This window comes from Kitasatospora sp. NPDC054939 (assembly GCF_053610105.1).
Map to the genome: position 1 here is coordinate 1 of NZ_JBSGXP010000157.1, position 20320 is coordinate 20320.

Sequence of the window (20320 nt, forward strand, 5' to 3'; positions counted from 1 at the left end):
CCGTCGGCCCGCGCCGCCCTATCGGCCTGCGCCGCCCCGGCCGTCCCCGCCGGTCCCGCAGCCGCAGCCGCCGCCGTGTCCGCCGCCCCCGCAGCCCCCGTGTTCACGCGGCCGACTCTACGTCAGGCCGGGCGCCCGGCCCGCCCCGAGGTGCCGCCGGGGCCGCCCGCTCCGCCAGCGCGAAGGCCCCGACGACGAACACCAGCAGACCCGTCACCACCTGCAGCGACTGCACCACGACCAGCAGCCCCGGCAGGGCCCGCCCGGCGTCGGTGACGGCGGTGGTGGTCCCGTGCGCGACGAGCTGCCAGGCGCCCCAGCCGAACAGCGAGCCGGAGGCCGTCCACGCCGCGGCCAGCGGCACTCGCAGCCCGCGCCGCGGGAACCGCCGCCACACCAGCACCAGCAGCGCCCCCGCGGCGGCGAGCGCCATCACGGCCGTCACCCCGTCCATCACGGCCACGCCCCGGTTCGACTGCGAGGTCCAGTCCGTCGGCAGGCCCGCGGTGCCGCCGCAGAGCCAGTACCCGTGCGCCGCGGCCACCCCGAGGGCGGGGACGACCGCGGCTCCGGCCAGCGCGCGCTGGACGCCGAGCGTGGCGGAGCCGGGCAGGTCGCCGATCCGGGCGTGCCGCAGCCACGGCCAGCGCTCCGGGGCGTACAGCAGGAAGCCGGCGATCAGGGCGGTGCCCTGGACGGCGAAGCCGCCGTACACCAGGGGGAAGACCCAGCCCGCCGGGGCGTCCTGGTCGGGGTCGGGGGCGGGTGGGCCGAGGACCGCCAGGCTGAGCAGGAACAGCGGGAGCGCCACCAGGATGGTCCCGAGCAGGCCGGTCCCCACCCACATCGGGAAAGCCGGCCACCCGGCCCGCACCCGCAGGCCCCACGGCCGGACGAAGGTCAGCGAGAGCAGGACGGACACCGCGTCCATCCCGACGGTCAGCAGGTTCACCAGCCGGAGGTCGTCCAGCTGTGCGGGGTCGTCCACGCCGACCGGGTGCCCGGTCAGCCAGAGCGTCTTGAGCACCAGGTAGGGCACCGTCGCGGCCACGCCCACCACCGCGATGCCGGTCCGCAGCCGTCCGGCCCGTGTCGTCCTCGTCATGCGCCCACCCTGGCGTCGGGGCCGGGCTCGGGGGATCGGCCGGGCACAGGATCCGGCTCCCCCGGCCGGGGGAGCGCTCCGGGGTGTCCTCCTCCTCGGGGAGGGGCGGCCCAGGGGGAGGCCCGCCCGCCCCGGTCGCACGGGGAAGCCGGCCCCTCGCCGTACGGGGCGGGACGCCTCGCCGTACGGGGCGGTGCGGGATGGGACGGCCCGGCCGTACGGGGAGGGGAGGGGCGGGACGCCTGGTCGTACGGGGTGGGACGGCGCCGGTGCCGGCCGTCGAGCCCCGCTCGCGGGCGCCTGCAGCGGCGGCGCGACCCCCTTGTTACCGGCGAGTCGCTTGCCTATCATCGCGGGTGTTACAGCTTCACTGTCATACCGATGCAGGGGGCAGCAGATGAACGCCACGACCGGCCCCGAGCCACCGGCCGGGCCACTCGCCGGGGTGCGGGTGGTCGAGCTCGCGGGGATCGGGCCCGGGCCGTTCGCCGGGATGCTGCTGGCGGACCTCGGCGCCGACGTGGTGCGGGTCGACCGGCCGGACCCCTCGCCGCTGGGCATCGACCCGGCGTACGACCTCACCAACCGCAACAAGCGCTCGGTGCTGGTCGACCTCAAGGCCCCCGAAGGCCCCGGCCTGGTGCTCGACCTGGTCGAGCGGGCCCACCTGCTGATCGAGGGCTACCGCCCCGGCGTCGCCGAACGCCTCGGGGTCGGCCCCGCGGCGTGCCTGGCCCGCAACCCGGCGCTGGTGTACGGGCGGATGACCGGCTGGGGCCAGCACGGCCCGCTGGCCGCCCGGGCCGGCCACGACATCGGGTACACGGCCGTGGCCGGGGTCCTCGGCATGGTCGGGCCGAGCGCCGCGGAGCCGCCCGCCGTCCCCGCCAACCTGCTCGGCGACTACGCCGGCGGCTCGCTCTACCTGGTCGTCGGGCTGCTCGCGGCGCTGCACCACGCCCGCGCCACCGGCACCGGCCAGGTCGTCGACGCCGCCATCGTGGACGGCGCCGCCCACCTCGGCTCGATGCTGTGGGGGCTGCTCGCCGCCGGGCAGTGGCAGGACCGCCGCGGCAGCAACCTGCTGGACGGCGCCGCGCCCTGCTACGCCGTGTACGCGGCCTCCGACGGCGGCCACCTCGCGGTGGGGGCGCTGGAGCCGCAGTTCTACGCCGAGTTCACCCGGCTGCTGGAGCTGGAGCCGGACGCCCCCGCCCAGTACGACACCGCCCGCTGGCCCGAACTGCGGGCGATGATCGCGGCCCGCTTCGCCACCCGGACCCGCGCCGAGTGGGAGGCGGTCTTCGCCGGCTCGGACGCCTGCGTGGAGCCGGTGCTGTCGATGCGCCAGGCCGCCGCCCATCCGCATCTGGCGGCCCGCGCCACCTACGTCGAGGAGGGCGGCATCACCCAGCCCGCCCCGGCCCCGCGCTTCTCCGCCACCCCGGGCACGCTGCGCCGCCCGCCCGCGCGGCCGGGCGCCGACACCGCCGAGATCGCCCGCGACTGGGGCCTGCCCGCCCTGGACCCGGGCCCGGCGGCCCCCTGACCCCGGCCCCGACGCAACCGTCCGCCCCGCCCGACCGCCCCACACGTCCGACCCCGACGCCCCGCCCGACCGCCCGACCCCGACGAACCCCGGACACACCCGCGAAAGGCTCCCCACCGTGACCACCGAAGCGTACGTCTACGACGCGATCCGCACCCCGCGCGGCCGCGGCAAGGCCAACGGCTCCCTCCACGGCACCAAGCCGATCGACCTGGTCGTCGGCCTGATCCACGAACTGCGTCGCCGCTTCCCCGACCTGGACCCGGCCGCGGTGGACGACATCGTGCTCGGCGTGGTCAGCCCGATCGGCGACCAGGGCTCCGACATCGCCCGGATCGCCGCGATCACGGCCGGGCTGCCCGACACCGTCGCCGGCGTCCAGGAGAACCGGTTCTGCGCGTCCGGTCTCGAAGCCGTCAACCTGGCCGCCGCCAAGGTCCGCTCGGGCTGGGAGGACCTCGTCCTGGCCGGCGGCGTCGAGTCGATGTCCCGGGTGCGGATGGGCTCCGACGGCGGCGCCTGGGCGATGGACCCGATGACCAACTACGAGGGCTGGTTCGTCCCCCAGGGCATCGGCGCCGACCTGATCGCCACCGTCGAGGGCTACCGCCGCACCGACGTGGACGCCTTCGCCGCCGAGTCCCAGGCCCGCGCCGCCAAGGCCCAGGCCGACGGCCTCTTCGACCGCTCGGTCGTCCCGGTGCGCGACCGCAACGGCCTGGTCGTGCTGGACCGCGACGAGTTCATCCGCCCCGGCACCACCGTGGAGACCCTGGCCGCCCTCAAGCCCTCCTTCGCCGGGATCGGCGAGGCCGGCGGCTTCGACGCGGTCGCCCTGCAGAAGTACCACTGGGTGGAGGCCATCGACCACGTCCACCACGCCGGCAACTCCTCCGGCATCGTGGACGGCGCCGCCCTGGTCGCCATCGGCAACCGCGAGGTCGGCGAGCGGTACGGGCTGCGCCCGCGGGCCCGGATCGTCTCCGCCGCGGTCTCCGGCTCGGAGCCCACCATCATGCTGACCGGCCCCGCCCCGGCCACCCGCAAGGCGCTCGCCAAGGCCGGGCTGACCGCCGCCGACATCGACCTGGTCGAGATCAACGAGGCCTTCGCCGCCGTCGCGCTGCGCTTCGTCCGGGAGATGGGCTTCAGCCACGACCAGGTGAACGTCAACGGCGGCGCCATCGCGCTCGGGCACCCGCTCGGCGCGACCGGCGCGATGATCCTCGGCACCCTGATCGACGAGCTGGAGCGCCGCGACCTGCGCTACGGCCTGGCCACCCTCTGCGTCGGCGGCGGCATGGGCATCGCGACCGTCGTCGAGCGCATCTGACCACCCCTCACTCCCGGAGACCCGAACCCATGAGCGACATCACCACCATCCGCTGGGAGCAGGACCAGGACGGCGTGGTCACCCTCGTCCTCGACGACCCCGGCCAGTCCGTCAACACCATGAACGAGGCGTTCACCGCCGACTTCACGGCCGTCGTCGACCGCCTGGCCGGCCTGGGCGACGAACTGCGCGGGGTGGTCGTCACCTCCGCCAAGAAGACCTTCTTCGCCGGCGGCGACCTCCGGCTGCTCTCCGCCGCCCGCCCCGAGGACGCCGCCGCGGTCTTCGACAAGTCCCTCCGGATCAAGCGCGCGCTGCGCCGGCTGGAGACCCTCGGTAAGCCGGTGGTCGCCGCGATCAACGGCAGCGCCCTCGGCGGCGGCCTGGAGCTCGCCCTCGCCTGCCACCACCGGATCGCCCTCGACGCGTCCGGCAGCCGGCTCGGCCTGCCCGAGGTCACCCTCGGGCTGCTCCCCGGCGGCGGCGGGGTGGTGCGCACGGTGCGGCTGTTCGGCCTCGCCGACGCCCTGCTGAAGTTCCTGCTGCAGGGCCGCCAGTACCGGCCCGCGCAGGCCCTGGAGCACGGGCTCGTCCACGAGCTCGCCGGCACGCCCGAGGAGCTGGCCGAGCGGGCCCGCGCCTGGATCGCGGACAACCCGGCCCCGGTCCAGCCCTGGGACGTCAAGGGGTACCGGATCCCCGGCGGCACCCCGGCCACCCCGGCGCTCGCCGCCAACCTGCCCGCCTTCCCGGCCAACCTGCGCAAGCAGCTGGCCGGCGCGCCCTACCCGGCCCCGCGCAACATCCTCGCCGCCGCCGTGGAGGGCGCCCAGGTCGACGTCGACACCGCGATGGTGATCGAGGCCCGCTACTTCACCGAGCTGGCCTGCGGGCAGACCAGCACCAACATGATCCAGGGGCTCTTCTACGACCTCCAGGCCGTCAACTCGGGCGCCGGCCGCCCCAAGGACGTCCCCAAGCGGCAGGTGCGGCGGGTCGCCGTGCTCGGCGCGGGCATGATGGGCGCCGGCATCGCGTACACCTGCGCCAGGGCCGGCATCGAGGTGCTGCTCAAGGACGTCACCGTGGAGGCCGCCGAGCGCGGCAAGGCGTACTCGGCCGGGCTGCTGGAGAAGGCGGTGGCCCGCGGCCGCAGCACCCCCGAGCAGCGCGACGCCCTGCTCGCCCGGATCACCCCGACCGCGGACGCCGCCGACCTGGCCGGCTGCGACGCCGTGATCGAGGCGGTCTTCGAGAACCCCGAGCTCAAGCACAAGGTCTTCCAGGAGGTCCAGGCCGTCGTCGCGCCCGACGCGCTGCTCTGCTCCAACACCTCCACGCTGCCGATCGGCCTGCTCGCCGAGGGCGTCGAGCGCCGCGCCGACTTCATCGGCCTGCACTTCTTCTCGCCGGTCGACAGGATGAAGCTGGTGGAGATCATCCGCGGCCCGGAGACCGGCGACGAGGCCCTCGCCCGCGCCTTCGACCTGGTCCGCCAGATCGACCGGACGCCGATCGTGGTCAACGACTCCCGGGGCTTCTTCACCTCCCGGGTGATCGGCCGCTTCATCAACGAGGGCGTCGCCATGATCGGCGAGGGCGTCGAGCCGTCCTCCGTCGAGCAGGCCGCCGCCCAGGCCGGCTACCCCGCCAAGGTGCTCTCGCTGCTGGACGAGCTGACCCTCACCCTGCCCCGCCGGATCCGCGACGAGGCCCGGCGCGCGACCGAGGAGGCCGGCGGCAGCTGGAGCGCACACCCGGGCGACGCGGTCCTGGACCGGATGGTCGACGAGTTCGGCCGCACCGGCCGCAGCGGCGGCGCCGGCTTCTACGAGTACGCCGAGGACGGCACCCGCGGCCGCCTCTGGCCGGGCCTGCGCGAGCACTTCACCCGGCCCGGCACCGAGATCCCGTTCGAGGACCTCAAGGAGCGGATGCTCTTCGCCGAGGCGCTGGACACCGTGCGCTGCCTGGAGGAGGGCGTCCTCAGCTCGGTCGCCGACGCCAACGTGGGCTCGATCCTCGGCATCGGCTTCCCCGCCTGGACCGGCGGCGTGCTGCAGTACGTCAACGGCTACCCGGGCGGCCCGGCCGGGTTCGCCGCCCGCGCCCGCGAACTGGCCGCCGCGTACGGGGAGCGGTTCGCGCCGCCCGCCCTGCTGGAGCGGGTCGCCGCCGAGGGCCGCACCTTCACCGACTGACCGGGGCGGCTCAGCCGGGCGGGGCCGCCGCCGGACCGGTGGCCCCGCCCAGCTCCTCCCGCAGCGAGCGCTGAAAGGCCGTCACCAGAGCCTGCGCGACCATCGGTTGGATGTGGTCGGTGAGCCCCTTCATCCGCTCCAGCTCGTCCGGGCCGGGGGCGCTCTCCAGGTAGGGCCCCCAGACCGTTTCGCGGAACAGCCGCTGCAGCGCGTGGGCGGTCGCCCGGCTGTGCTCCAGCACCACGGCCCGGGCCGCCAGCAGCGTCTCCAGCGGGATCGGCACGTCCAGCACCCGCACGCCCAGCGGCAGCAGCCCCGGGTCGACCCGGAACACCTCCGGGTCGGCCGTCCGCTCCAGCGCGCCCATCGCGGTCAGCCGGTCCAGCTGCTCCTCGGACAGCGCCCGCCCGGCCCGCCGCTCCAGCTGCGCGCGGGTCGCCTGCTCGGCGGCCTCCGGGGTCCAGGACGCCACCAGCGCCCGGTGGATCGCCAGGTCCAGCGGGCTGCTGCCGTGCGGCAGCCGGGCCAGGTACCGCTCGATCGCGGCCAGCGTCAGGCCCTGCCGCTGCAGCTCCTCGATCAGCTCCAGGCGCTCCAGGTGCTCCGGCCCGTACAGCCCGACCCGGCGGGGCCCCAGCTCCGGGGGCGGCAGCAGGCCCTTGGTGCCGTAGAACCGCAGGGTCCGCACGGTGATCCCGGCACGCGCCGCCAGTTCGTCCACCGTCAGCCGCTCGGCCGCCGCTCCCGCTCCCACCCGGCGCCTCCACCGCTGTCGCACCACCACTGTGACACCACCAGTGTGACAGTGCGCCTCGGGGCCGGTCCACCACGGACCGGACCCGGGCGGGAGGGGTGTCAGCGGGAGCCGGACTCCACCAGATCGGCGTGGTGGCGGCGGGTGACCTCCGGATGGGCCCGGGTGTACCCCTTCCACTCGTTCGAACCGAACTCCGCGAACAGCGGATTGGCCGGGTCCTCGGTCGCCCCGGGCGCGTGGTGGGCCAGCGGGAAGTCCAGCGGCTCGATGTGCGCGTCCAGCCGCGGGTTGTAGAAGAACGGCACCGAGAAGCGCTCGCGGGCCCCGGCCGGGCTGACCACCCGGTGGCTGGTGGCCTTCAGGTAGCCGTCGGTCGCCACCTCCAGCAGCTCGCCCAGGTTGACCACGAAGGCGCCCGCCATCGGCGGCACCTCCAGGTACGAGCCGTCCGGGCGCTCCACCTGGAGGCCGCCCACGGTGTCCTGCAGCAGCAGTGTGATGAAGCCGTAGTCCTTGTGCGAACCGACGCCCTGCCCGGCGCCGTCCGGGGCCGTCCCCGGGTAGCGGACCAGCTTGAGCCGCAGGTGCGGGTGGCCCGCGAAGGCGTAGTCGTAGAAGTCGGCGGGCGCGCCGATCGCGGTCAGCAGCTCGTGCAGCAGCCGCTCGGCGACCCCGCCGAGCCGGTCGATCCAGCCGAGCGCCGCCGTCCGCAGCTCCGGGAGCGCCGCGGGCCACTGGTTGGGCCCCTCCAGCCACCAGTACGGCGGCTCGCCCGGACCGGGCACGTGCGCGGGCAGTTCGGCGCCGATGTCCAGCTGGTCGCGCCAGTCCCGGCTGCCGCCGGTGCGCTCGTCGCCGGTACGGGTGTAACCGCGGTAGTGCGGGGAGTTCAGGTTGCTCACGGCGAGCCGCTCGGCCTCGGGGAGGGAGAAGAACGCCTTCATCGCGTCCGTGAGCGCGGTGGTCTCGGCGGGGGTGATGCCGTGGCCGACCAGCTGGAAGAAACCGACCTCGGTGGCCGCGGCCCGCAGCTCGGCGTGCAGCCGGGCCCGGTCCGCCGGGCTGCCGGAGGCGAGGGAGAGGTCGATCACCGGGAGTCCGGCGTCCTGGGAGGGGTGCTGCTGCGTCATGGGTGCATCCGCCGTGGTGTCGTCCCGGCCGGCTCCGGCGGTGGCCGGAGGGGCGCCGGGGCCGCGCCGGGTGTGGCGGACGCCCCGAGAGCCGGGAGGGGGGAGCGCGCCCGGGAGAGACGGGTCGCGCAGGAGGGTGGTTTTGTACGGGAGGGTCAGCCGGAGCGTCGACAGGACATGCTCGTGACGCGGAGCAGGTCCACGTGGCGACGGCTGACGAGTATGAGCACGTGACCAGCCTAGATGACCTTCGCACCGCCCGGCGACCCCCTCCCCGGTCCGCGGCCCGTGAGGCCCGGGTGAGGCCCGTGTGCGGCGCGTGCGGCCTGTGCGGCCCGGAAACCCGATGGCCCGCGGCACCGCCCGCACGACATGATCACGACCATGCGCTCCGACTCCCTCTGGCGACTCAAGGACTTCCGCACCCTCTTCGGCGCCGCCGCCCTGGTCCAGCTCGGCACCAACACGGCCTACCTCGCCGTCCCGCTGGTCGCCGTCGCCGCCCTGGACGCCGGACCCGGCCAGGTCGGAGCGCTCGCCACCCTCAGCACCCTGGCGTTCCTGCTCATCGGCCTCCCCGCCGGCGCCTGGGTCGACCGGATGCGCCACCGCCGGGTGCTCATCACCGCCGACCTCGCCAAGGCCGCCCTGTACGCCTCCATCCCGATCGCCTGGTGGCTGGACGCGCTCACCCTCGGCCAGCTCTACGCCGTCACCCTGCTGAGCGGCTGCGCCACCGTCTTCTTCGACGTCGCCACCCAGAGCGTCCTGCCCCGCGTCGTCGGCCCCGCGCACCTGGTGCAGGCCAACGCCGCCGTGGTGGGCCTGATGGCCGTCGGCAACATCGCCGGCCGCGGCCTCGGCGGCGCACTCGTCCACCTGCTCACCGCACCCGTCGCCGTCGCCGCCACCGCGCTCAGCCACCTCGGCTCCGCCCTGCGCCTGCTCGCCCTGCGGCACACCCCCGCACCCCCGGCCCCCGAGGGCGCGGTCCCCCGCCTCACCACCCGGATCGCCGAAGGCCTGCGGCACGTCCTCGGCAACCCCGAGCTGCGCGCCCTCGCCCTCACCGCCGCGCTCACCAATCTCGGCTACCAGATCGTCAACACCCTGCTCCCGGTGCTGTTCATCCGCGAACTGCAGCTGTCCGCCGGCGCCCTCGGCCTGTTCTGGGCGATCGGCGGCCTCGGCGTCCTGCTCGGCTCCCGCTGCGCCGGACCGGCCGCCGCCCGGTTCGGCCACGGCCGCCTGCTCGGCCTGGCCGGCCTCTGCGCTGCACCCGCCGGACTGCTCGTCCCGCTGATCGGCGGCGGCCCCTGGCTGTACCTCGCCGGACTCGGCTGGCTGCTGACGTCCTTCAAGACCGGCATGGACAACGTCATCGGCGTCAGCCTGCGCCAGCGGATGACCCCCGACGCCCTGCTCGGCCGGATGAACGCCACCTTCCGGTTCCTGCTCACCGGCGCCATGGCGATCGGCGCCGCCCTGGCCGGACTGCTCGGCGAACTCGTCGGACTGCACCCCGCGCTCTGGCTCGGCGGCGTCCTGCTGGCGGCGGCCTCGCTGCCCGTCCAGTTCTCGCCGCTGCGCCGCCGCCGGAACCTCCCCGAGCCGGTGCAGGACGCCCCGGCGGGCTCCGGGCGGTCGGAAGCCGTCCCGTCGGACGCCGACTCGTCGGAGGCGGTCCCGGCCGCACACGGGGAGTCGCCGGCCCGCCGCTGATCAGCCCGCTCGGCCGGACAGGGCCTCCGCGGGACCGGTCACTCCGGCCGGGGGCCCGGCGGGTGCGGGAACGGGCAGCCCCCGGCCGAGGCCCCGCCCGCAGCGCCGTCCTGAGTGCCGTCCGAGGGCCCGAAGGTGCCCAGCTCGCCGATCCGGTACCCGCCCGGGTAGCCGCGCACCTGCCGGCCGTCCCGCGCCAGGAACGGCTTGCGGCGCGGCGGCAGCAGCCGGACGAGCCGCCCGCGCAGCCGCATCCCGCCGCGGACGGCCCGGCGCAGCACGGCCGGCGGGCTCGGGTAGCCGAACGCCTCGCGCAGCGGGTCGTCCAGCAGGCAGACCGAGGAGGTCCGCATGGCCGGCCGGGCCGGCGCCGGGTACCAGGAGGCCATCAGCCCGAGCGTCGCGTCGGAGACCTCGCGGCCCCCCGGGTCGAAGCCGAAGTGGGCGCGCTCGTAATCGTCGAGCAGCCGCTCGAACTCCTCGTACGTCCCCGGGATCCCGCGCAGCCCCATGTGGCGGCCCAACTCCCGGTAGTAGTTGGTGGTGGCGCGCACCTCGTGCGGCGAGTACGGGCGCCAGCCGTAGTCGTCCAGCCAGCGCTTGGGGACGACGACGAAGGTCGACAGCACGTACAGGAAGTCGTCGTTCGAGATGTCGTACCGCTTGTGCATCTGGTTCATCCGCCGGATCGCCTCCCGCCCCTGCTCCGAGGCGAAGCCGTGCTCGACGACGGCCTCCAGGATCAGCACGGTGTCGTCGTACCGCTTCTGCGCGCGCCGGGTGAACTCCCCGGTCTGCGCCAGCAGGCGGCCGATGCTCGGTACGGCGTAGGTGCGGTACAGGGCGAAGCTCAGCGCCTGGGTGGTGTCCCAGGGGAACTCGTACCAGCTGCTGATCCGGTAGATCTCGGTGAACTCCGTCTCCGGGTCCATCCGCTGAATCCGCTTCAACCAGTCGTATCGCTCCACGGGTGCAGACCCTAGGCTCCGGCCCGGAGCCGGTCAACGCCGCAGCGGCGCCGCCTCACGCCCTCCCGCGGGCCGTTCCCGCAGACTCGTTCCGACGATCCGGGCCGGGCCCCCGAAGATCCCCGGAGATTTCCCGCGGAATCCCCGCCGCGGATGTCGAAATCGCCGGGCGTGCTTCTACCCACCCGTGAGAGCGTCCCACCGGGGGCGCACCGCACGAGCGAGGAGCAGGACCGTGAAGTACATGCTGCTGATGCAGTTCAGCGAGAAGACCGCCGACTTCCCCCGCATCGACACCTGGAAGCCGGAGGAGATCCAGGCCCACATCCGGTTCATGCAGGAGACCAACGACGAGCTCGTCCGCTCCGGCGAACTGGTCGACGCCCAGGGCCTGGCGATGCCCGACACCGCCCGCATCGTCCGCTCGCACAGCGGGGGAGCGCCGGTGGTCACCGAGGGCCCGTTCCCGGAGACCAAGGAGTGGGTGGCCGGCTGGTGGATCGTGGACTGCGAGGACGAGCGCCGGGCGATCGCGATCGCCGCCGGCGTCTCCGCCGCCCCCGGCCCCGGCGGCGAGCCGCTGCACATGCCGATCGAGGTGCGCCAGGTGATGTCGGCACCGCCCACCGAGCTGTGACCGCCCGTCGCGTTGTGACCGCCCGTGGGCCTCTGGCCGCCCGCCGAGCCGTGACCGCCCGCCGTCCCGTCGGCGGGCGGCGGGGCCCGGCGTGAGCCCGGACGACGCCGACGCCGACCACCCCGACGGCCCCGGCCGCCTCGACGACCTGCTGCGCACCCTCGCGCCGCAGGTCGTCGGCGTGCTCACCCGCCGCTACGGCGACTTCGCCACCGCCGAGGACGCCGTCCAGGAGGCCCTGCTCGACGCCGCCCGCCAGTGGCCCGCGGAGGGCCTGCCCCGCAACCCGCGGGGCTGGCTCGTCCAGGTCGCCAACCGCCGGATGACCGAGCAGGTCCGCAGCGAAGCGGCCCGGCGCCGCCGCGAGGAGCTGGTGGCCGCCCAGGTCCCGGCCGACCGGCTCGCCGCCCCGCCCGCCGACGAGGACGACCCGGCCGCCCGCGACGACACCCTCGCCCTGCTCTTCCTCTGCTGCCACCCCGCACTGACCCCCGCCTCGGCGATCGCCCTCACCCTCCGCAGCGTGGGCGGCCTGACCACCGGCGAGATCGCCCGCGCCTTCCTGGTGCCCGAGGCCACCATGGGCCAGCGGATCAGCCGGGCCAAGCAGCGGATCAGGGCGTCCGGCGTACCGTTCCGGATGCCCGACGCCGAAGAGTGGCCGGCCCGGCTGGACGCGGTGCTGCACGTGCTCTACCTGATCTTCACCGAGGGGTACGCCTCCGGGGCCGGGCCCGAGCTGCAGCGGGTCGAACTCTCCCGCGAGGCGATCCGCCTCACCCGCGCCGTTCACGCTCTGCTCCCGGACGACAGCGAGGTGACCGGCCTGCTCGCCCTGATGCTGCTCACCGAAGCCCGCAGTCCGGCCCGCACCACCCCGGACGGCGCCCTCGTCCCGCTCGCCGAGCAGGACCGCAGCCGCTGGGACGCCGCCGCCGTCGCCGAGGGCACCGCCCTGATCACCGCCGCGCTCCCGGCCGGCCCGGTCGGCCCGTACCAGGTGCAGGCGGCCGTCGCGGCCGTCCACGACGAGGCCGCCACGGCCGAGGACACCGACTGGCCGCAGATCCTCGCCCTCTACGGCGTCCTGGAGCGCATCACCGACAACCCGCTGGTCGCCCTCAACCGGGCCGTCGCCACCGCCATGGTCCACGGCCCCGAGGCGGGCCTCGCCCTGCTGGAGACCGTCCCCGCCCTCGCCGACCACCACGGCCGGTACGCCGTCCGCGCCCACCTCCACGCCCTGGCCGGCCACCGCGAGGCCGCCGCCGCCGACTACCGCACCGCCGCCCGCCACACCGCCAGCCTCCCCGAACGCCACCACCTCCTCCTCCGCGCCGCCCGACTCACCGAACCACCCCCCACCTGAGCACCCCGTCACCTGAGCACCCCCACTCGAAAGCCCCCGGCCCCGCCCGGCGCGTAACCCCTGACGCCGGGTCGGCCGGCCCGGTCGGGGTCGCGGTGGGCGGCGGAGGAGAACGGTCTGACGGGGCGCCGGTTCGGTGCGTGTCATGATCGGTGCATGGAGTCGATACCGCCGACCGGAGCGCGAGGGGCCCGTGCGGGCCGTCGGGCCGCCGTGCTGTGCGCGGCCGCAGCCCTGGCCGTGGGGTGCGGGAGTACGCAGGTGACCGGGGCGGGGGGCGGTGCGCCGCCGCGGCCGAGCGGGGTGCCGACCGCCGGGCCCGGCACCGTCAGCGCGCAGCCGCTGCCCGGGACCACGTTCGACCCGAGCCCGACGCCCACGCCGACCGCGCCGCCGCCGACCTGTTCGCCCGCGGGGATGCTGCTGCGCACCGAGGAGCCCAATGCCGCGATGGGGCTGCGGGCGACCACCGTGCGGCTGACCAACTGCGGCACCGAGCCTCTCACCCTCGACGGCTATCCCGCGGTCCGGGTGCTGGACGGCGAGCACCGGCCGCTGGACATCGCCGTCGGCCGGGGGACCTCCGGCATCACCGTGCTGCCCAGCTTCGACCCGGGGGTGAAGAGGTTCACCCTGAAGCCCGGCGCGACCGCCCGCTTCGGGCTGGTCTGGCGCAACACCGTCGCCGCGAGCGACAAGGTCCCCGATGACGGCCGCTACCTGGAGATCACCCCGGCGACCGGTGCCGCCCGCCACGAGGTCCCGCTCTGGCTGGACCTCGGGACGACCGGCAAGCTCGGCGTCAGCGCATGGGAGCCGGACCCGACGACCGGCTGAGAGCCGCCCCCGGGACCCCGGGAGGGCGGGCTCACGGCGACGGCGTCCGCCCCTTCCCGGGTGCACCCGCGAAGACCTGGGCGATCGGGAGCCAGGCGAGTGCCGTCGCCCCCGAGGCGGTCAGCGCGAGGTCGTCGCGGTGGCGCCGCTGGGTGACCAGCAGGCAGAAGTCGAGGGCCGGTCCGGTGATCCGGTCCGGGGCGTCCTCGGGGCCCCAGGTCCACAGTTCCCCGTCGGGGCCGGCGAGTTCCACCCGGACCGGTGACTGCGGGGCCGGCTGCCCGTGCAGGGTGAAGGCGAAGCCGATCGTCCGGACCCCCAGGTGCGCGATGTGCCGCAGCCGGGCCGTCGGGGCCCGGACCGCGCCGAGGGCGTCGGCGACGTCCTGCCCGTGCGCCCAGGTCTCCATCAGCCGGGCGGTGGCCATCGAGGCGGGCTTCATCGGCGGGCCGAACCACGGCAGCCGGGCGTCGGCGGGGGCGGCCCGCAGGGCGGCCAGCACCTCGGCCCGCCCGGCCCGCCAGCGGTCCAGCAGTTCGGCGGGCGGGCTGTCGGCGCCGCTTGCCGCGCCCTCCTCGACCGGGTCCACCCCGCCCGCGAGCAGTTCCTCGTAGAGCTCCCGGAACCGCTCGCGGAAGCCCTCCGGGGCGAGCGCGGCGAGCGCCGTCCAGTCGTCCGTCCACGCCAGGTGGGCGATCTGGTGCGCGACCGTCCAGCCCTCGGCCGGGGTGGCGGTCGCCCAGCCCGCCGGTGGCAGGTCGGCCACCAGGGCGTCCAACTCGCTGCTCTCGGCCGCGAGATCGGCCAGCAGGCCGTTCAGGTCGGTCATCGTGGTCCCCTCCTCCGCACCCGCCCGGGCGCTCCGCCGGTCGACCCTAGTTCAGCCGTGCACGTCCACGGAACACACACGCCGGGAGTCTCCCCGTCCGGCCCGCCGCGTGTGAGAATCGCGCGATGACCAGGGCCGCGGACCCCCTCGCCCAGCACGCTCCCCGACGGCACGCCCCTGCCCCGGACGCCCGGCGTGCGGACGCCGGGCCTGCGGACAACCGGCGTGCCGAGACCAGGCGCCCGGACACCCGCCACCCGGACACCCGCCACCCGGGCGGCCTCCACCCGGACACCCGGCACCCCTGGGCCTCCGCGGAACTCGCCGCCCGCGCCGCCGAGCTGGTGCGGGCCGCCGTACTGGGCGACCTCGCCCGCCGGGTGGTCGCCGACTGCGGCATGGACGTGGGCCTGGTCGGCGTGCCCGAGTACGACCGGGGCGGCTCCGGCGGCGGGCGCCCGCCCGGCATGGTGCTGCGTCACTGGGCCGGGACCAGGGCCGACCTGCTGCACGACCTCGCCGTACCGGCCGGCACCGGGCTCGGCGGCCGGGCGCTGGCGGAGCTCGCCCCGACCTGGGTGCCGGACTACCGTGCCGCCACGACCATTTCGCACCACTACGACGCCGCGGTGACCGCCGAGGACCTGTACGCCATGCTCACCGTGCCGCTGCTGCACGACGGGGAGGTGCACGGCGTGGTGTACGCCTCGCTGCGCGCGGTCGTGCCGTTCGGCGACGTCCGGATCTCGGCGGTGGGGGAGCTGGCCGCGGCGGCGACCGCGGCGCTGGCCGGGGCCGCCGCCTGGCGCACGCCGCCGGGCGGCCCCGGGACCGGACCCGCCGCGGCGCCGCCGCCCCGAAGAGCGGCGGCCCGGCTGACCGGGCGCGAGCACGAGGTGGTGCGCTGGGCGGCGACCGGCCGGACCAACCCGGAGATCGCCGCCCGGCTCGGGCTCACCTGCAACACGGTGACCGGCTACCTGAAGAGCGCGATGCACAAGCTCGGCGTCCGCAACCGGACCGAACTCGCCATCGCCGCCCGGGAGTCCGGGCTCCTCTGAGCCGGTTCCGCGGCCCGCTGCCTGAGGCCCTGTCCGGCCTAGTTGACCCGGCGCTCGCGGCCCTGCCAGTACGGCTCGCGCAGCCGGAACTTCTGCAGCTTGCCGGTCGCCGTCCGCGCCAGGGTCTCCCGGAACTCCACCGAGGTGGGCGACTTGTAGCCGGCGAGCCGCTGCTTGCAGTGCGCGATCAGCTCCGCCTCGTCGGCCGTCCGGCCGGGCTTGAGCACCACGAGCGCCTTGACCGTCTCGCCCCACTTCTCGTCGGGGACGCCGATGACCGCGACCTCGGCCACCGCCGGGTGCCCGTAGAGGCAGTCCTCCACCTCGATCGAGGAGACGTTCTCGCCGCCGCTGATGATGACGTCCTTCTTCCGGTCGGAGATGGAGAGGTAGCCGTCGGTGAGGGCGCCGCCGTCGCCGGTGTGGAACCAGCCGTCCCGGACGGCCTCGGCCGTCGCCTCCGGCTGCTCCCAGTAGCCGTCCAGGACGACGTTGGAGCGCACCAGCACCTCGCCCTGTTCGTCGACGCGCACCTGGTTGCCGAGGGCGGGCGCGCCGGCCTGCACCAGCTTCTCGGCCCGCTCGGCGGCGGGGAGGCCGTCCCATTCGGCGCGCGAGCGGTTGACCGTCACCACCGGGGAGGTCTCGGTCAGGCCGTAGATCTGCATGAACTCCCAGCCGAGTTCGGCCTCGATGCGCTCGACCACGGCGGTCGGCGGCGGCGCGCCGGCCACGATGATCCGCACCCGGTCGCGGCCGGGCACCGGACCGTCCCAGTCGGCGGCGGCGTCCAGCACCATCTGGATGACCGCGGGCGCGCCGCACAGGAAGGTCACGCCGTGCTGCTCGACCCGGCGCAGGATCTCCGCGCCGTCTACCTTGCGCAGCACGATGTGCCGGGCGCCGAGACCGGTCAGCGCGAACGGCAGGCCCCAGCCGTTGGCGTGGAACATCGGCAGGGTGTGCAGGTAGACGTCCCGGTCGCCCGCCCCGAAGTGCAGGCCCATCAGGACGGCGTTCAGCCAGATGTTGCGGTGGGTGAGCCGAACGCCCTTGGGACGGGCGGTGGTTCCGCTGGTGTAGTTGATGGTCGCGGTGTCCGACTCGGCGATCGGGTACCGCTTCGGGTCGTTGTCGAAGTCGTACAGCAGCCGGTCGCTCCCGGCGCCGAGGACGAAGGTGTGCTCGGCGGCCACCCCGGCCAGTGGCTCGGCGAGTTCGGGGTCGATCAGCAGGACGGACGCGCCGCTCTGCTCGACGATGTACGACACCTCCTCCGCCCTGAGCCGGAAGTTCACCGGCACCAGCACCCGGCCGTGGCCGCTCACGCCGTACAGCGAGGTCATCAGGCGCGCCGAGTTGTGCGAGACGACGGCCACCCGCTCGCCCGGCCCGACGCCGAGCCGGTCCAGCCCGGCGGCCTGGGCGCGGGCGAGTTCGGCGATCCGGCGGTACGTCAGGTCGCCCCAGGATTCGGCCGGCTGCACCGGTTCGTCGACGATTCCGACCCGGTCGCCGTAGACCAGCTCGGCCCGGTCGAGGAAGTCCATCACGGAGAGTGGGATCTGCATGGGCCAACTGTCCTCCGCGGGCGGCCCGCTGCCCACCCCCGATCGGGGGTGTCACCCGGACGGGGGCGGTGCGGAGGCCGTCCGCACCCGGTGCGGGGTGCTCCCGGGCCCCGGGCGGCCGGTGCGTCCGCCGGGCTCAGCCGCCGACCCGTGCCAGCGCTGCGGCCAGCCGGTCCCGGGCGGCGGTCTGCTCGGCGATCCGGCGCTCCAGTGCGGCCAGCCGCTCGCGGCCCAGTTGCAGGGCGCCGGCCGAGGCCGTCCCGCCGAGCACGTCGCCGTCCAGGCAGGGCAGGAAGTGCCGGACGTCGTCCAGGGTGAGCCCGGCCGCGAGCAGCCCGCGGATGTTGCGGACCCGGACGACCGCCGACGCGCCGTACACCCGGTAGCCGTTGGCGGCGCGCTCGGAGTCGACCAGTCCGGCCTGCTCGTAGTGCCGCAGGGCGCGCGGCGTGCAGCCGGTCGCCGCTGCCAGTTCGCCGATCCGCATCCGGCCCCCTCCTGTCCGCCCGCGCGGCCGTGTGCCGCGCCGGCGCCGGGCCGCGGCGGCGCTCACGCCACGACGGCACCGCCGTCCACCGGCAACACTACGCCGGTGACGAACGAGGCCTCGGGGGAGGCCAGCCGGGCGATCGCCCAGGCGACCTCCTCGGGGCGGCCGATCCGGCCGAGCGGGGTGTGTGCGAGCTGCCAGGCCCGGACGGCCGCGGACTGCTCGGGGGTCAGCCCGGAGTGCTCGCCGATCGGGGTGTCCACGGCTCCGGGTGCGACCGCGACCACCCGGACACCGCGCGGTGCCAGCTCCACCGCCCAGCTGCGGGTGGCCACTTCGAGGGCCGCCTTGCTCCCGGCATAGAGCGCATTGCCGGGCCAGGCGCGCTGGCCCACCGAGGTGGTGACGTTGACGACCACGCCGCGAGCCGCCTCCAGCGCGGGCAGCGCGGCCTGCACCAGCAGGGCGGGCGCGGTCAGGTTGGTGGCCAGTTGCGCGGCGATGTCCTGCGCGTCGAGGGCGCCGAGCGGGGCGCTGCGGACGATCCCGGCATTGTTGACCAGGACGTCGAGCCGCCCGTACCGCTCCAGGACGGCGGCGATCACGGTCTGCGGGGCGTCGGGCGCGGTGAGGTCGGCGGCGAGCGGGGTGATCCGGTCGCAGCCCGCGGCCGTTGCGGCGAGCGGTGCGGGCCGCCGCCCGACCACGACCACCCGGACGTGCGCGCCCTCGGCGGCGAAGGCGTGCGCGGTGGCCCGGCCGATACCGGTGCCGCCGCCGGTGACAAGGACGACCCGGGAGACACCGCCGGGGCCGGAGCCGGGGTCGGCGGCCGGGTCCGTGGCGCCGTCGGCCGGGTCGGCGGCGTCGGCGGGAAGGTCGATGCGGGCGGAACTGCGGTGCTGTGCGGAGGTGTTCATGCGCACCACTCTCCGACCCTGCCGCCTGCGTCAAGGTCAAGCGCGGTCCGCGGGGAACGTCCGGCTCCGGTTGCTGAGCCTCCGGCGAACAGTCGCCCGCGGGGGCGGACGGCCGCCCGGACCGCTGGTAGGAAGGGGGAAACGCCACCGCACGGGGAGCCCACCGATGAGCGACGAACAGAACCACGCACCGGACGACGACCGGGCCGCGACCGGCCGCGAGAGCCTCTACGAGGCCGTCGGCGGCATCGAGGTGCTCCGCCGGCTCGGCAACACCTTCTACGAGGCGGTGCTCGCCGATCCGGTGCTGGCACCGGTCTTCGCCGACTTCACCCGCACCCACATCGAGCACGTGGCCGTCTGGCTGGCCGAGGTGTTCGGCGGACCGGCCCGCTTCACCGAGGAACTGGGCGGCCACCAGGCCCTGCTCCGGGCGCACCTGGGCCTCGCCATCACCGAGGAGCAGCGCGGGCGCTGGGTGGAGCTGATGACCGCCGCCGTCGAGAAGGAGCTGCCGGACGACGCCCTGCTGCGGCGCCGGGCGCTGGAGTACTTCGAGTGGGGCACCCGGATCGCGAAGGACGTCTCGGCCGGTCCGGTCGGCCAGGACCTGGGCGAGCCGGGCCCGACGCCCCGCTGGGGCTGGGACGGCCTGCAGTGACCCGCCGGCGACTGCGGTGACCCCTCCTGCGCCCGGCCGGGCCCCGGCCGGGCGCAGGCCCGCGCCGATAAGGACTGGACCGGGTCGGAGAAGCAGGTCAGAGTGGGTGCATGGCTTCTCTGGTACGACATGTGACGATCGATTGCGCCGACCCCTACCGCCTCGCGGGCTTCTGGGTCGGCGTGCTGGACGGTTCGCTCGGTGAGGACGACTTCCCGGGCGACCCGGAGGTGCTGGTGGAGTCCAAGGGGGCTGCGCTGCTGTTCATCCGGGTGCCCGAGGGCAAGACCGTGAAGAACCGGGTGCACCTCGACGTCCAGCCGCAGGACCGCACCCGCGACGAGGAGGTGGAGCGCCTGCTCGCCCTGGGCGCCACGATCTCCGGCGACCACCGCACGCCCGACGGCCGCGGCTGGGTGACCATGCTGGACATCGAGGGCAACGAGTTCTGCGTCGAGCGCAGCGTCGCCGAGCGCACGGCCCACGAGCAGTCGCCCGAGCCCGCCCTCTGACACCCGCCCGATCCCGAGCGGCGCCGCGGTCCGACCCGGTGCCGTTCAGTCGTCCACGGCCGCCCGCCAGGTCCACGAGGTCCGGCGCGGGCGGCCGCCGAGTTCGGCCCGCCCGGTGCACCAGAGCAGCACCCGGGCCGGCTCGCCGTCCGGGGCGTCGGGGAACAGCCGGGCCAGCACCGCCGCGCTGAGGCCGGCCGGCGGGAGGCGGCGCAGGCCGAGGCCGTTCGCGATGTCGTGGGTGTGCAGCAGGATCTCGGCGACGCCCATCGCGGCGAAGCCGGACGGGTCGCACGGCCCCCAGTGCCAGGCCCGCAGTCCGGGCGGGGCGGCGTCCAGTGCGGTGGCCAGCAGTCCGCCGCAGGCCGCGACCACCTCCAGTACCTCCGCCGGGTCGGCCGCGGGCTGCACGGTGAGGTCGAACGGCAGGTACGCGCGGGCGGGTCGGGCGGCCAGTTGCCCGGCGTACGCGAGCAGGTCGTGCGCGATGTGGACGGCGGTCTCCCGGCAGCTCCACTCCAGCGGTCCGGCCGGGGCGTCCCAGCCGGGGTCGCCGGTGTGCGGGCCGAGGGTGTCCCGCAGTTCGTGCAGGGCGGTCCGGACGTCGTCACCGTTCATCACGTGCCGGACCCTACGCGCGCGGGGGCGGGGCGCGCACGACCCGGGGG

Annotated in this window: 18 protein-coding genes and 1 pseudogene; 10 read left to right on the plus strand and 9 right to left on the minus strand. The window is 75.6% G+C overall.

The genetic code is table 11. The features are described 5' to 3' along the window. Positions 1-103: 103 nt before the first annotated feature. On the minus strand, positions 104-1105 hold the full coding sequence (locus ACWGB8_RS32000; protein WP_452217126.1) for a hypothetical protein: 1002 nt from the start codon (positions 1103-1105) through the stop codon (positions 104-106). A 397-nt stretch (positions 1106-1502) separates the two neighbouring features. On the opposite strand from ACWGB8_RS32000, the gene ACWGB8_RS32005 reads away from it, so the two are divergent. The 3 genes from ACWGB8_RS32005 to ACWGB8_RS32015 all read left to right on the plus strand — a co-directional run bounded on the left by ACWGB8_RS32005 (position 1503) and on the right by ACWGB8_RS32015 (position 6188). Next, positions 1503-2654: a CaiB/BaiF CoA transferase family protein gene (locus tag ACWGB8_RS32005; RefSeq protein WP_452217127.1), complete on the plus strand. Its 1152-nt coding sequence runs from the start codon at positions 1503-1505 to the stop codon at positions 2652-2654. 118 nt (positions 2655-2772) lie between these two features. Then, positions 2773-3987 (plus strand): acetyl-CoA C-acetyltransferase, encoded by a 1215-nt coding sequence (locus tag ACWGB8_RS32010; protein WP_452217128.1) that lies wholly within the window; start codon positions 2773-2775, stop codon positions 3985-3987. Between the two features lie 29 nt (positions 3988-4016). After that, positions 4017-6188 (plus strand): 3-hydroxyacyl-CoA dehydrogenase NAD-binding domain-containing protein, encoded by a 2172-nt coding sequence (locus tag ACWGB8_RS32015; RefSeq protein WP_452217129.1) that lies wholly within the window; start codon positions 4017-4019, stop codon positions 6186-6188. A 10-nt stretch (positions 6189-6198) separates the two neighbouring features. Here ACWGB8_RS32015 and ACWGB8_RS32020 read toward each other — a convergent pair whose 3' ends face one another. Together ACWGB8_RS32020 and ACWGB8_RS32025 are read right to left on the minus strand one after the other, a co-directional pair. Then, positions 6199-6942, minus strand: a complete 744-nt coding sequence (locus ACWGB8_RS32020) for a MerR family transcriptional regulator (RefSeq protein WP_452217130.1) — start codon at positions 6940-6942, stop codon at positions 6199-6201. 101 nt (positions 6943-7043) lie between these two features. Then, the gene (locus ACWGB8_RS32025; protein WP_452217131.1) at positions 7044-8075 is read right to left on the minus strand and encodes an isopenicillin N synthase family dioxygenase; all 1032 of its coding nucleotides are present in this window, start codon (positions 8073-8075) and stop codon (positions 7044-7046) included. Positions 8076-8459: 384 nt separating this feature from the next. Here ACWGB8_RS32025 and ACWGB8_RS32030 point away from each other — a divergent pair, with 384 nt between their 5' ends. Beyond that, positions 8460-9797, plus strand: coding sequence for an MFS transporter (locus ACWGB8_RS32030; protein WP_452217132.1), 1338 nt, complete (start codon positions 8460-8462; stop codon positions 9795-9797). Positions 9798-9835: 38 nt separating this feature from the next. On the opposite strand, the gene ACWGB8_RS32035 is transcribed toward ACWGB8_RS32030, so the two are convergent. Next, positions 9836-10765 carry an oxygenase MpaB family protein gene (locus ACWGB8_RS32035; protein WP_452217133.1) on the minus strand — a complete coding sequence of 310 codons (930 nt, stop codon included), beginning with the start codon at positions 10763-10765 and terminating at the stop codon, positions 9836-9838. 244 nt (positions 10766-11009) lie between these two features. Here ACWGB8_RS32035 and ACWGB8_RS32040 point away from each other — a divergent pair, with 244 nt between their 5' ends. The 3 genes and pseudogenes from ACWGB8_RS32040 (at position 11010) to ACWGB8_RS32050 (ending at position 13608) form a co-directional block, all read left to right on the plus strand. Then, complete coding sequence (locus ACWGB8_RS32040) at positions 11010-11402, plus strand: YciI family protein (RefSeq protein ID WP_452217142.1); 393 nt, start codon at positions 11010-11012, stop codon at positions 11400-11402. A gap of 91 nt (positions 11403-11493) precedes the next feature. After that, positions 11494-12360 (plus strand): annotated as a pseudogene (locus ACWGB8_RS32045) (RNA polymerase sigma factor); the annotation flags it as partial. A 672-nt stretch (positions 12361-13032) separates the two neighbouring features. Beyond that, on the plus strand, positions 13033-13608 hold the full coding sequence (locus ACWGB8_RS32050) for a DUF4232 domain-containing protein (RefSeq protein WP_452217134.1): 576 nt from the start codon (positions 13033-13035) through the stop codon (positions 13606-13608). Between the two features lie 31 nt (positions 13609-13639). Here the strand turns inward: ACWGB8_RS32050 and ACWGB8_RS32055 are convergent, their stop codons facing one another. Next, positions 13640-14437, minus strand: a complete 798-nt coding sequence (locus ACWGB8_RS32055; RefSeq protein WP_452217135.1) for a TIGR03084 family metal-binding protein — start codon at positions 14435-14437, stop codon at positions 13640-13642. A 125-nt stretch (positions 14438-14562) separates the two neighbouring features. On the opposite strand from ACWGB8_RS32055, the gene ACWGB8_RS32060 reads away from it, so the two are divergent. Then, on the plus strand, positions 14563-15498 hold the full coding sequence (locus ACWGB8_RS32060) for a LuxR C-terminal-related transcriptional regulator (RefSeq protein ID WP_452217136.1): 936 nt from the start codon (positions 14563-14565) through the stop codon (positions 15496-15498). A 38-nt stretch (positions 15499-15536) separates the two neighbouring features. Here the strand turns inward: ACWGB8_RS32060 and ACWGB8_RS32065 are convergent, their stop codons facing one another. The 3 genes from ACWGB8_RS32065 to ACWGB8_RS32075 all read right to left on the minus strand — a co-directional run bounded on the left by ACWGB8_RS32065 (position 15537) and on the right by ACWGB8_RS32075 (position 18479). Then, complete coding sequence (locus tag ACWGB8_RS32065) at positions 15537-17069, minus strand: AMP-binding protein (RefSeq protein ID WP_452217137.1); 1533 nt, start codon at positions 17067-17069, stop codon at positions 15537-15539. Positions 17070-17205: 136 nt separating this feature from the next. Further along, the gene (locus ACWGB8_RS32070; RefSeq protein WP_452217138.1) at positions 17206-17556 is read right to left on the minus strand and encodes a MerR family transcriptional regulator; all 351 of its coding nucleotides are present in this window, start codon (positions 17554-17556) and stop codon (positions 17206-17208) included. Positions 17557-17618: 62 nt separating this feature from the next. Beyond that, positions 17619-18479: an SDR family NAD(P)-dependent oxidoreductase gene (locus tag ACWGB8_RS32075; RefSeq protein WP_452217139.1), complete on the minus strand. Its 861-nt coding sequence runs from the start codon at positions 18477-18479 to the stop codon at positions 17619-17621. A 166-nt stretch (positions 18480-18645) separates the two neighbouring features. Here ACWGB8_RS32075 and ACWGB8_RS32080 point away from each other — a divergent pair, with 166 nt between their 5' ends. Together ACWGB8_RS32080 and ACWGB8_RS32085 are read left to right on the plus strand one after the other, a co-directional pair. Continuing rightward, the gene (locus tag ACWGB8_RS32080; RefSeq protein WP_452217140.1) at positions 18646-19140 is read left to right on the plus strand and encodes a group II truncated hemoglobin; all 495 of its coding nucleotides are present in this window, start codon (positions 18646-18648) and stop codon (positions 19138-19140) included. 110 nt (positions 19141-19250) lie between these two features. Beyond that, positions 19251-19652, plus strand: coding sequence for a VOC family protein (locus ACWGB8_RS32085; protein WP_452217141.1), 402 nt, complete (start codon positions 19251-19253; stop codon positions 19650-19652). 45 nt (positions 19653-19697) lie between these two features. Here ACWGB8_RS32085 and ACWGB8_RS32090 read toward each other — a convergent pair whose 3' ends face one another. Further along, positions 19698-20270: a maleylpyruvate isomerase N-terminal domain-containing protein gene (locus ACWGB8_RS32090; RefSeq protein WP_452217143.1), complete on the minus strand. Its 573-nt coding sequence runs from the start codon at positions 20268-20270 to the stop codon at positions 19698-19700. Between the last annotated feature and the right edge of the window lie 50 nt (positions 20271-20320).

Excerpts from the sequence above, each read along its gene's own strand:
- ACWGB8_RS32000 (WP_452217126.1), bottom strand. The coding sequence starts at position 1,105 with ATGACGAGGACGACACGGGCCGGACGGCTGCGGACCGGCATCGCGGTG.
- ACWGB8_RS32005 (WP_452217127.1), top strand. The coding sequence starts at position 1,503 with ATGAACGCCACGACCGGCCCCGAGCCACCGGCCGGGCCACTCGCCGGG.
- ACWGB8_RS32015 (WP_452217129.1), top strand. The coding sequence starts at position 4,017 with ATGAGCGACATCACCACCATCCGCTGGGAGCAGGACCAGGACGGCGTG.
- ACWGB8_RS32025 (WP_452217131.1), bottom strand. The coding sequence starts at position 8,075 with ATGACGCAGCAGCACCCCTCCCAGGACGCCGGACTCCCGGTGATCGAC.
- ACWGB8_RS32030 (WP_452217132.1), top strand. The coding sequence starts at position 8,460 with ATGCGCTCCGACTCCCTCTGGCGACTCAAGGACTTCCGCACCCTCTTC.
- ACWGB8_RS32040 (WP_452217142.1), top strand. The coding sequence starts at position 11,010 with ATGCTGCTGATGCAGTTCAGCGAGAAGACCGCCGACTTCCCCCGCATC.
- ACWGB8_RS32055 (WP_452217135.1), bottom strand. The coding sequence starts at position 14,437 with ATGACCGACCTGAACGGCCTGCTGGCCGATCTCGCGGCCGAGAGCAGC.
- ACWGB8_RS32060 (WP_452217136.1), top strand. The coding sequence starts at position 14,563 with ATGACCAGGGCCGCGGACCCCCTCGCCCAGCACGCTCCCCGACGGCAC.
- ACWGB8_RS32065 (WP_452217137.1), bottom strand. The coding sequence starts at position 17,069 with ATGCAGATCCCACTCTCCGTGATGGACTTCCTCGACCGGGCCGAGCTG.
- ACWGB8_RS32070 (WP_452217138.1), bottom strand. The coding sequence starts at position 17,556 with ATGCGGATCGGCGAACTGGCAGCGGCGACCGGCTGCACGCCGCGCGCC.
- ACWGB8_RS32075 (WP_452217139.1), bottom strand. The coding sequence starts at position 18,479 with ATGAACACCTCCGCACAGCACCGCAGTTCCGCCCGCATCGACCTTCCC.
- ACWGB8_RS32080 (WP_452217140.1), top strand. The coding sequence starts at position 18,646 with ATGAGCGACGAACAGAACCACGCACCGGACGACGACCGGGCCGCGACC.
- ACWGB8_RS32085 (WP_452217141.1), top strand. The coding sequence starts at position 19,251 with ATGGCTTCTCTGGTACGACATGTGACGATCGATTGCGCCGACCCCTAC.
- ACWGB8_RS32090 (WP_452217143.1), bottom strand. The coding sequence starts at position 20,270 with ATGAACGGTGACGACGTCCGGACCGCCCTGCACGAACTGCGGGACACC.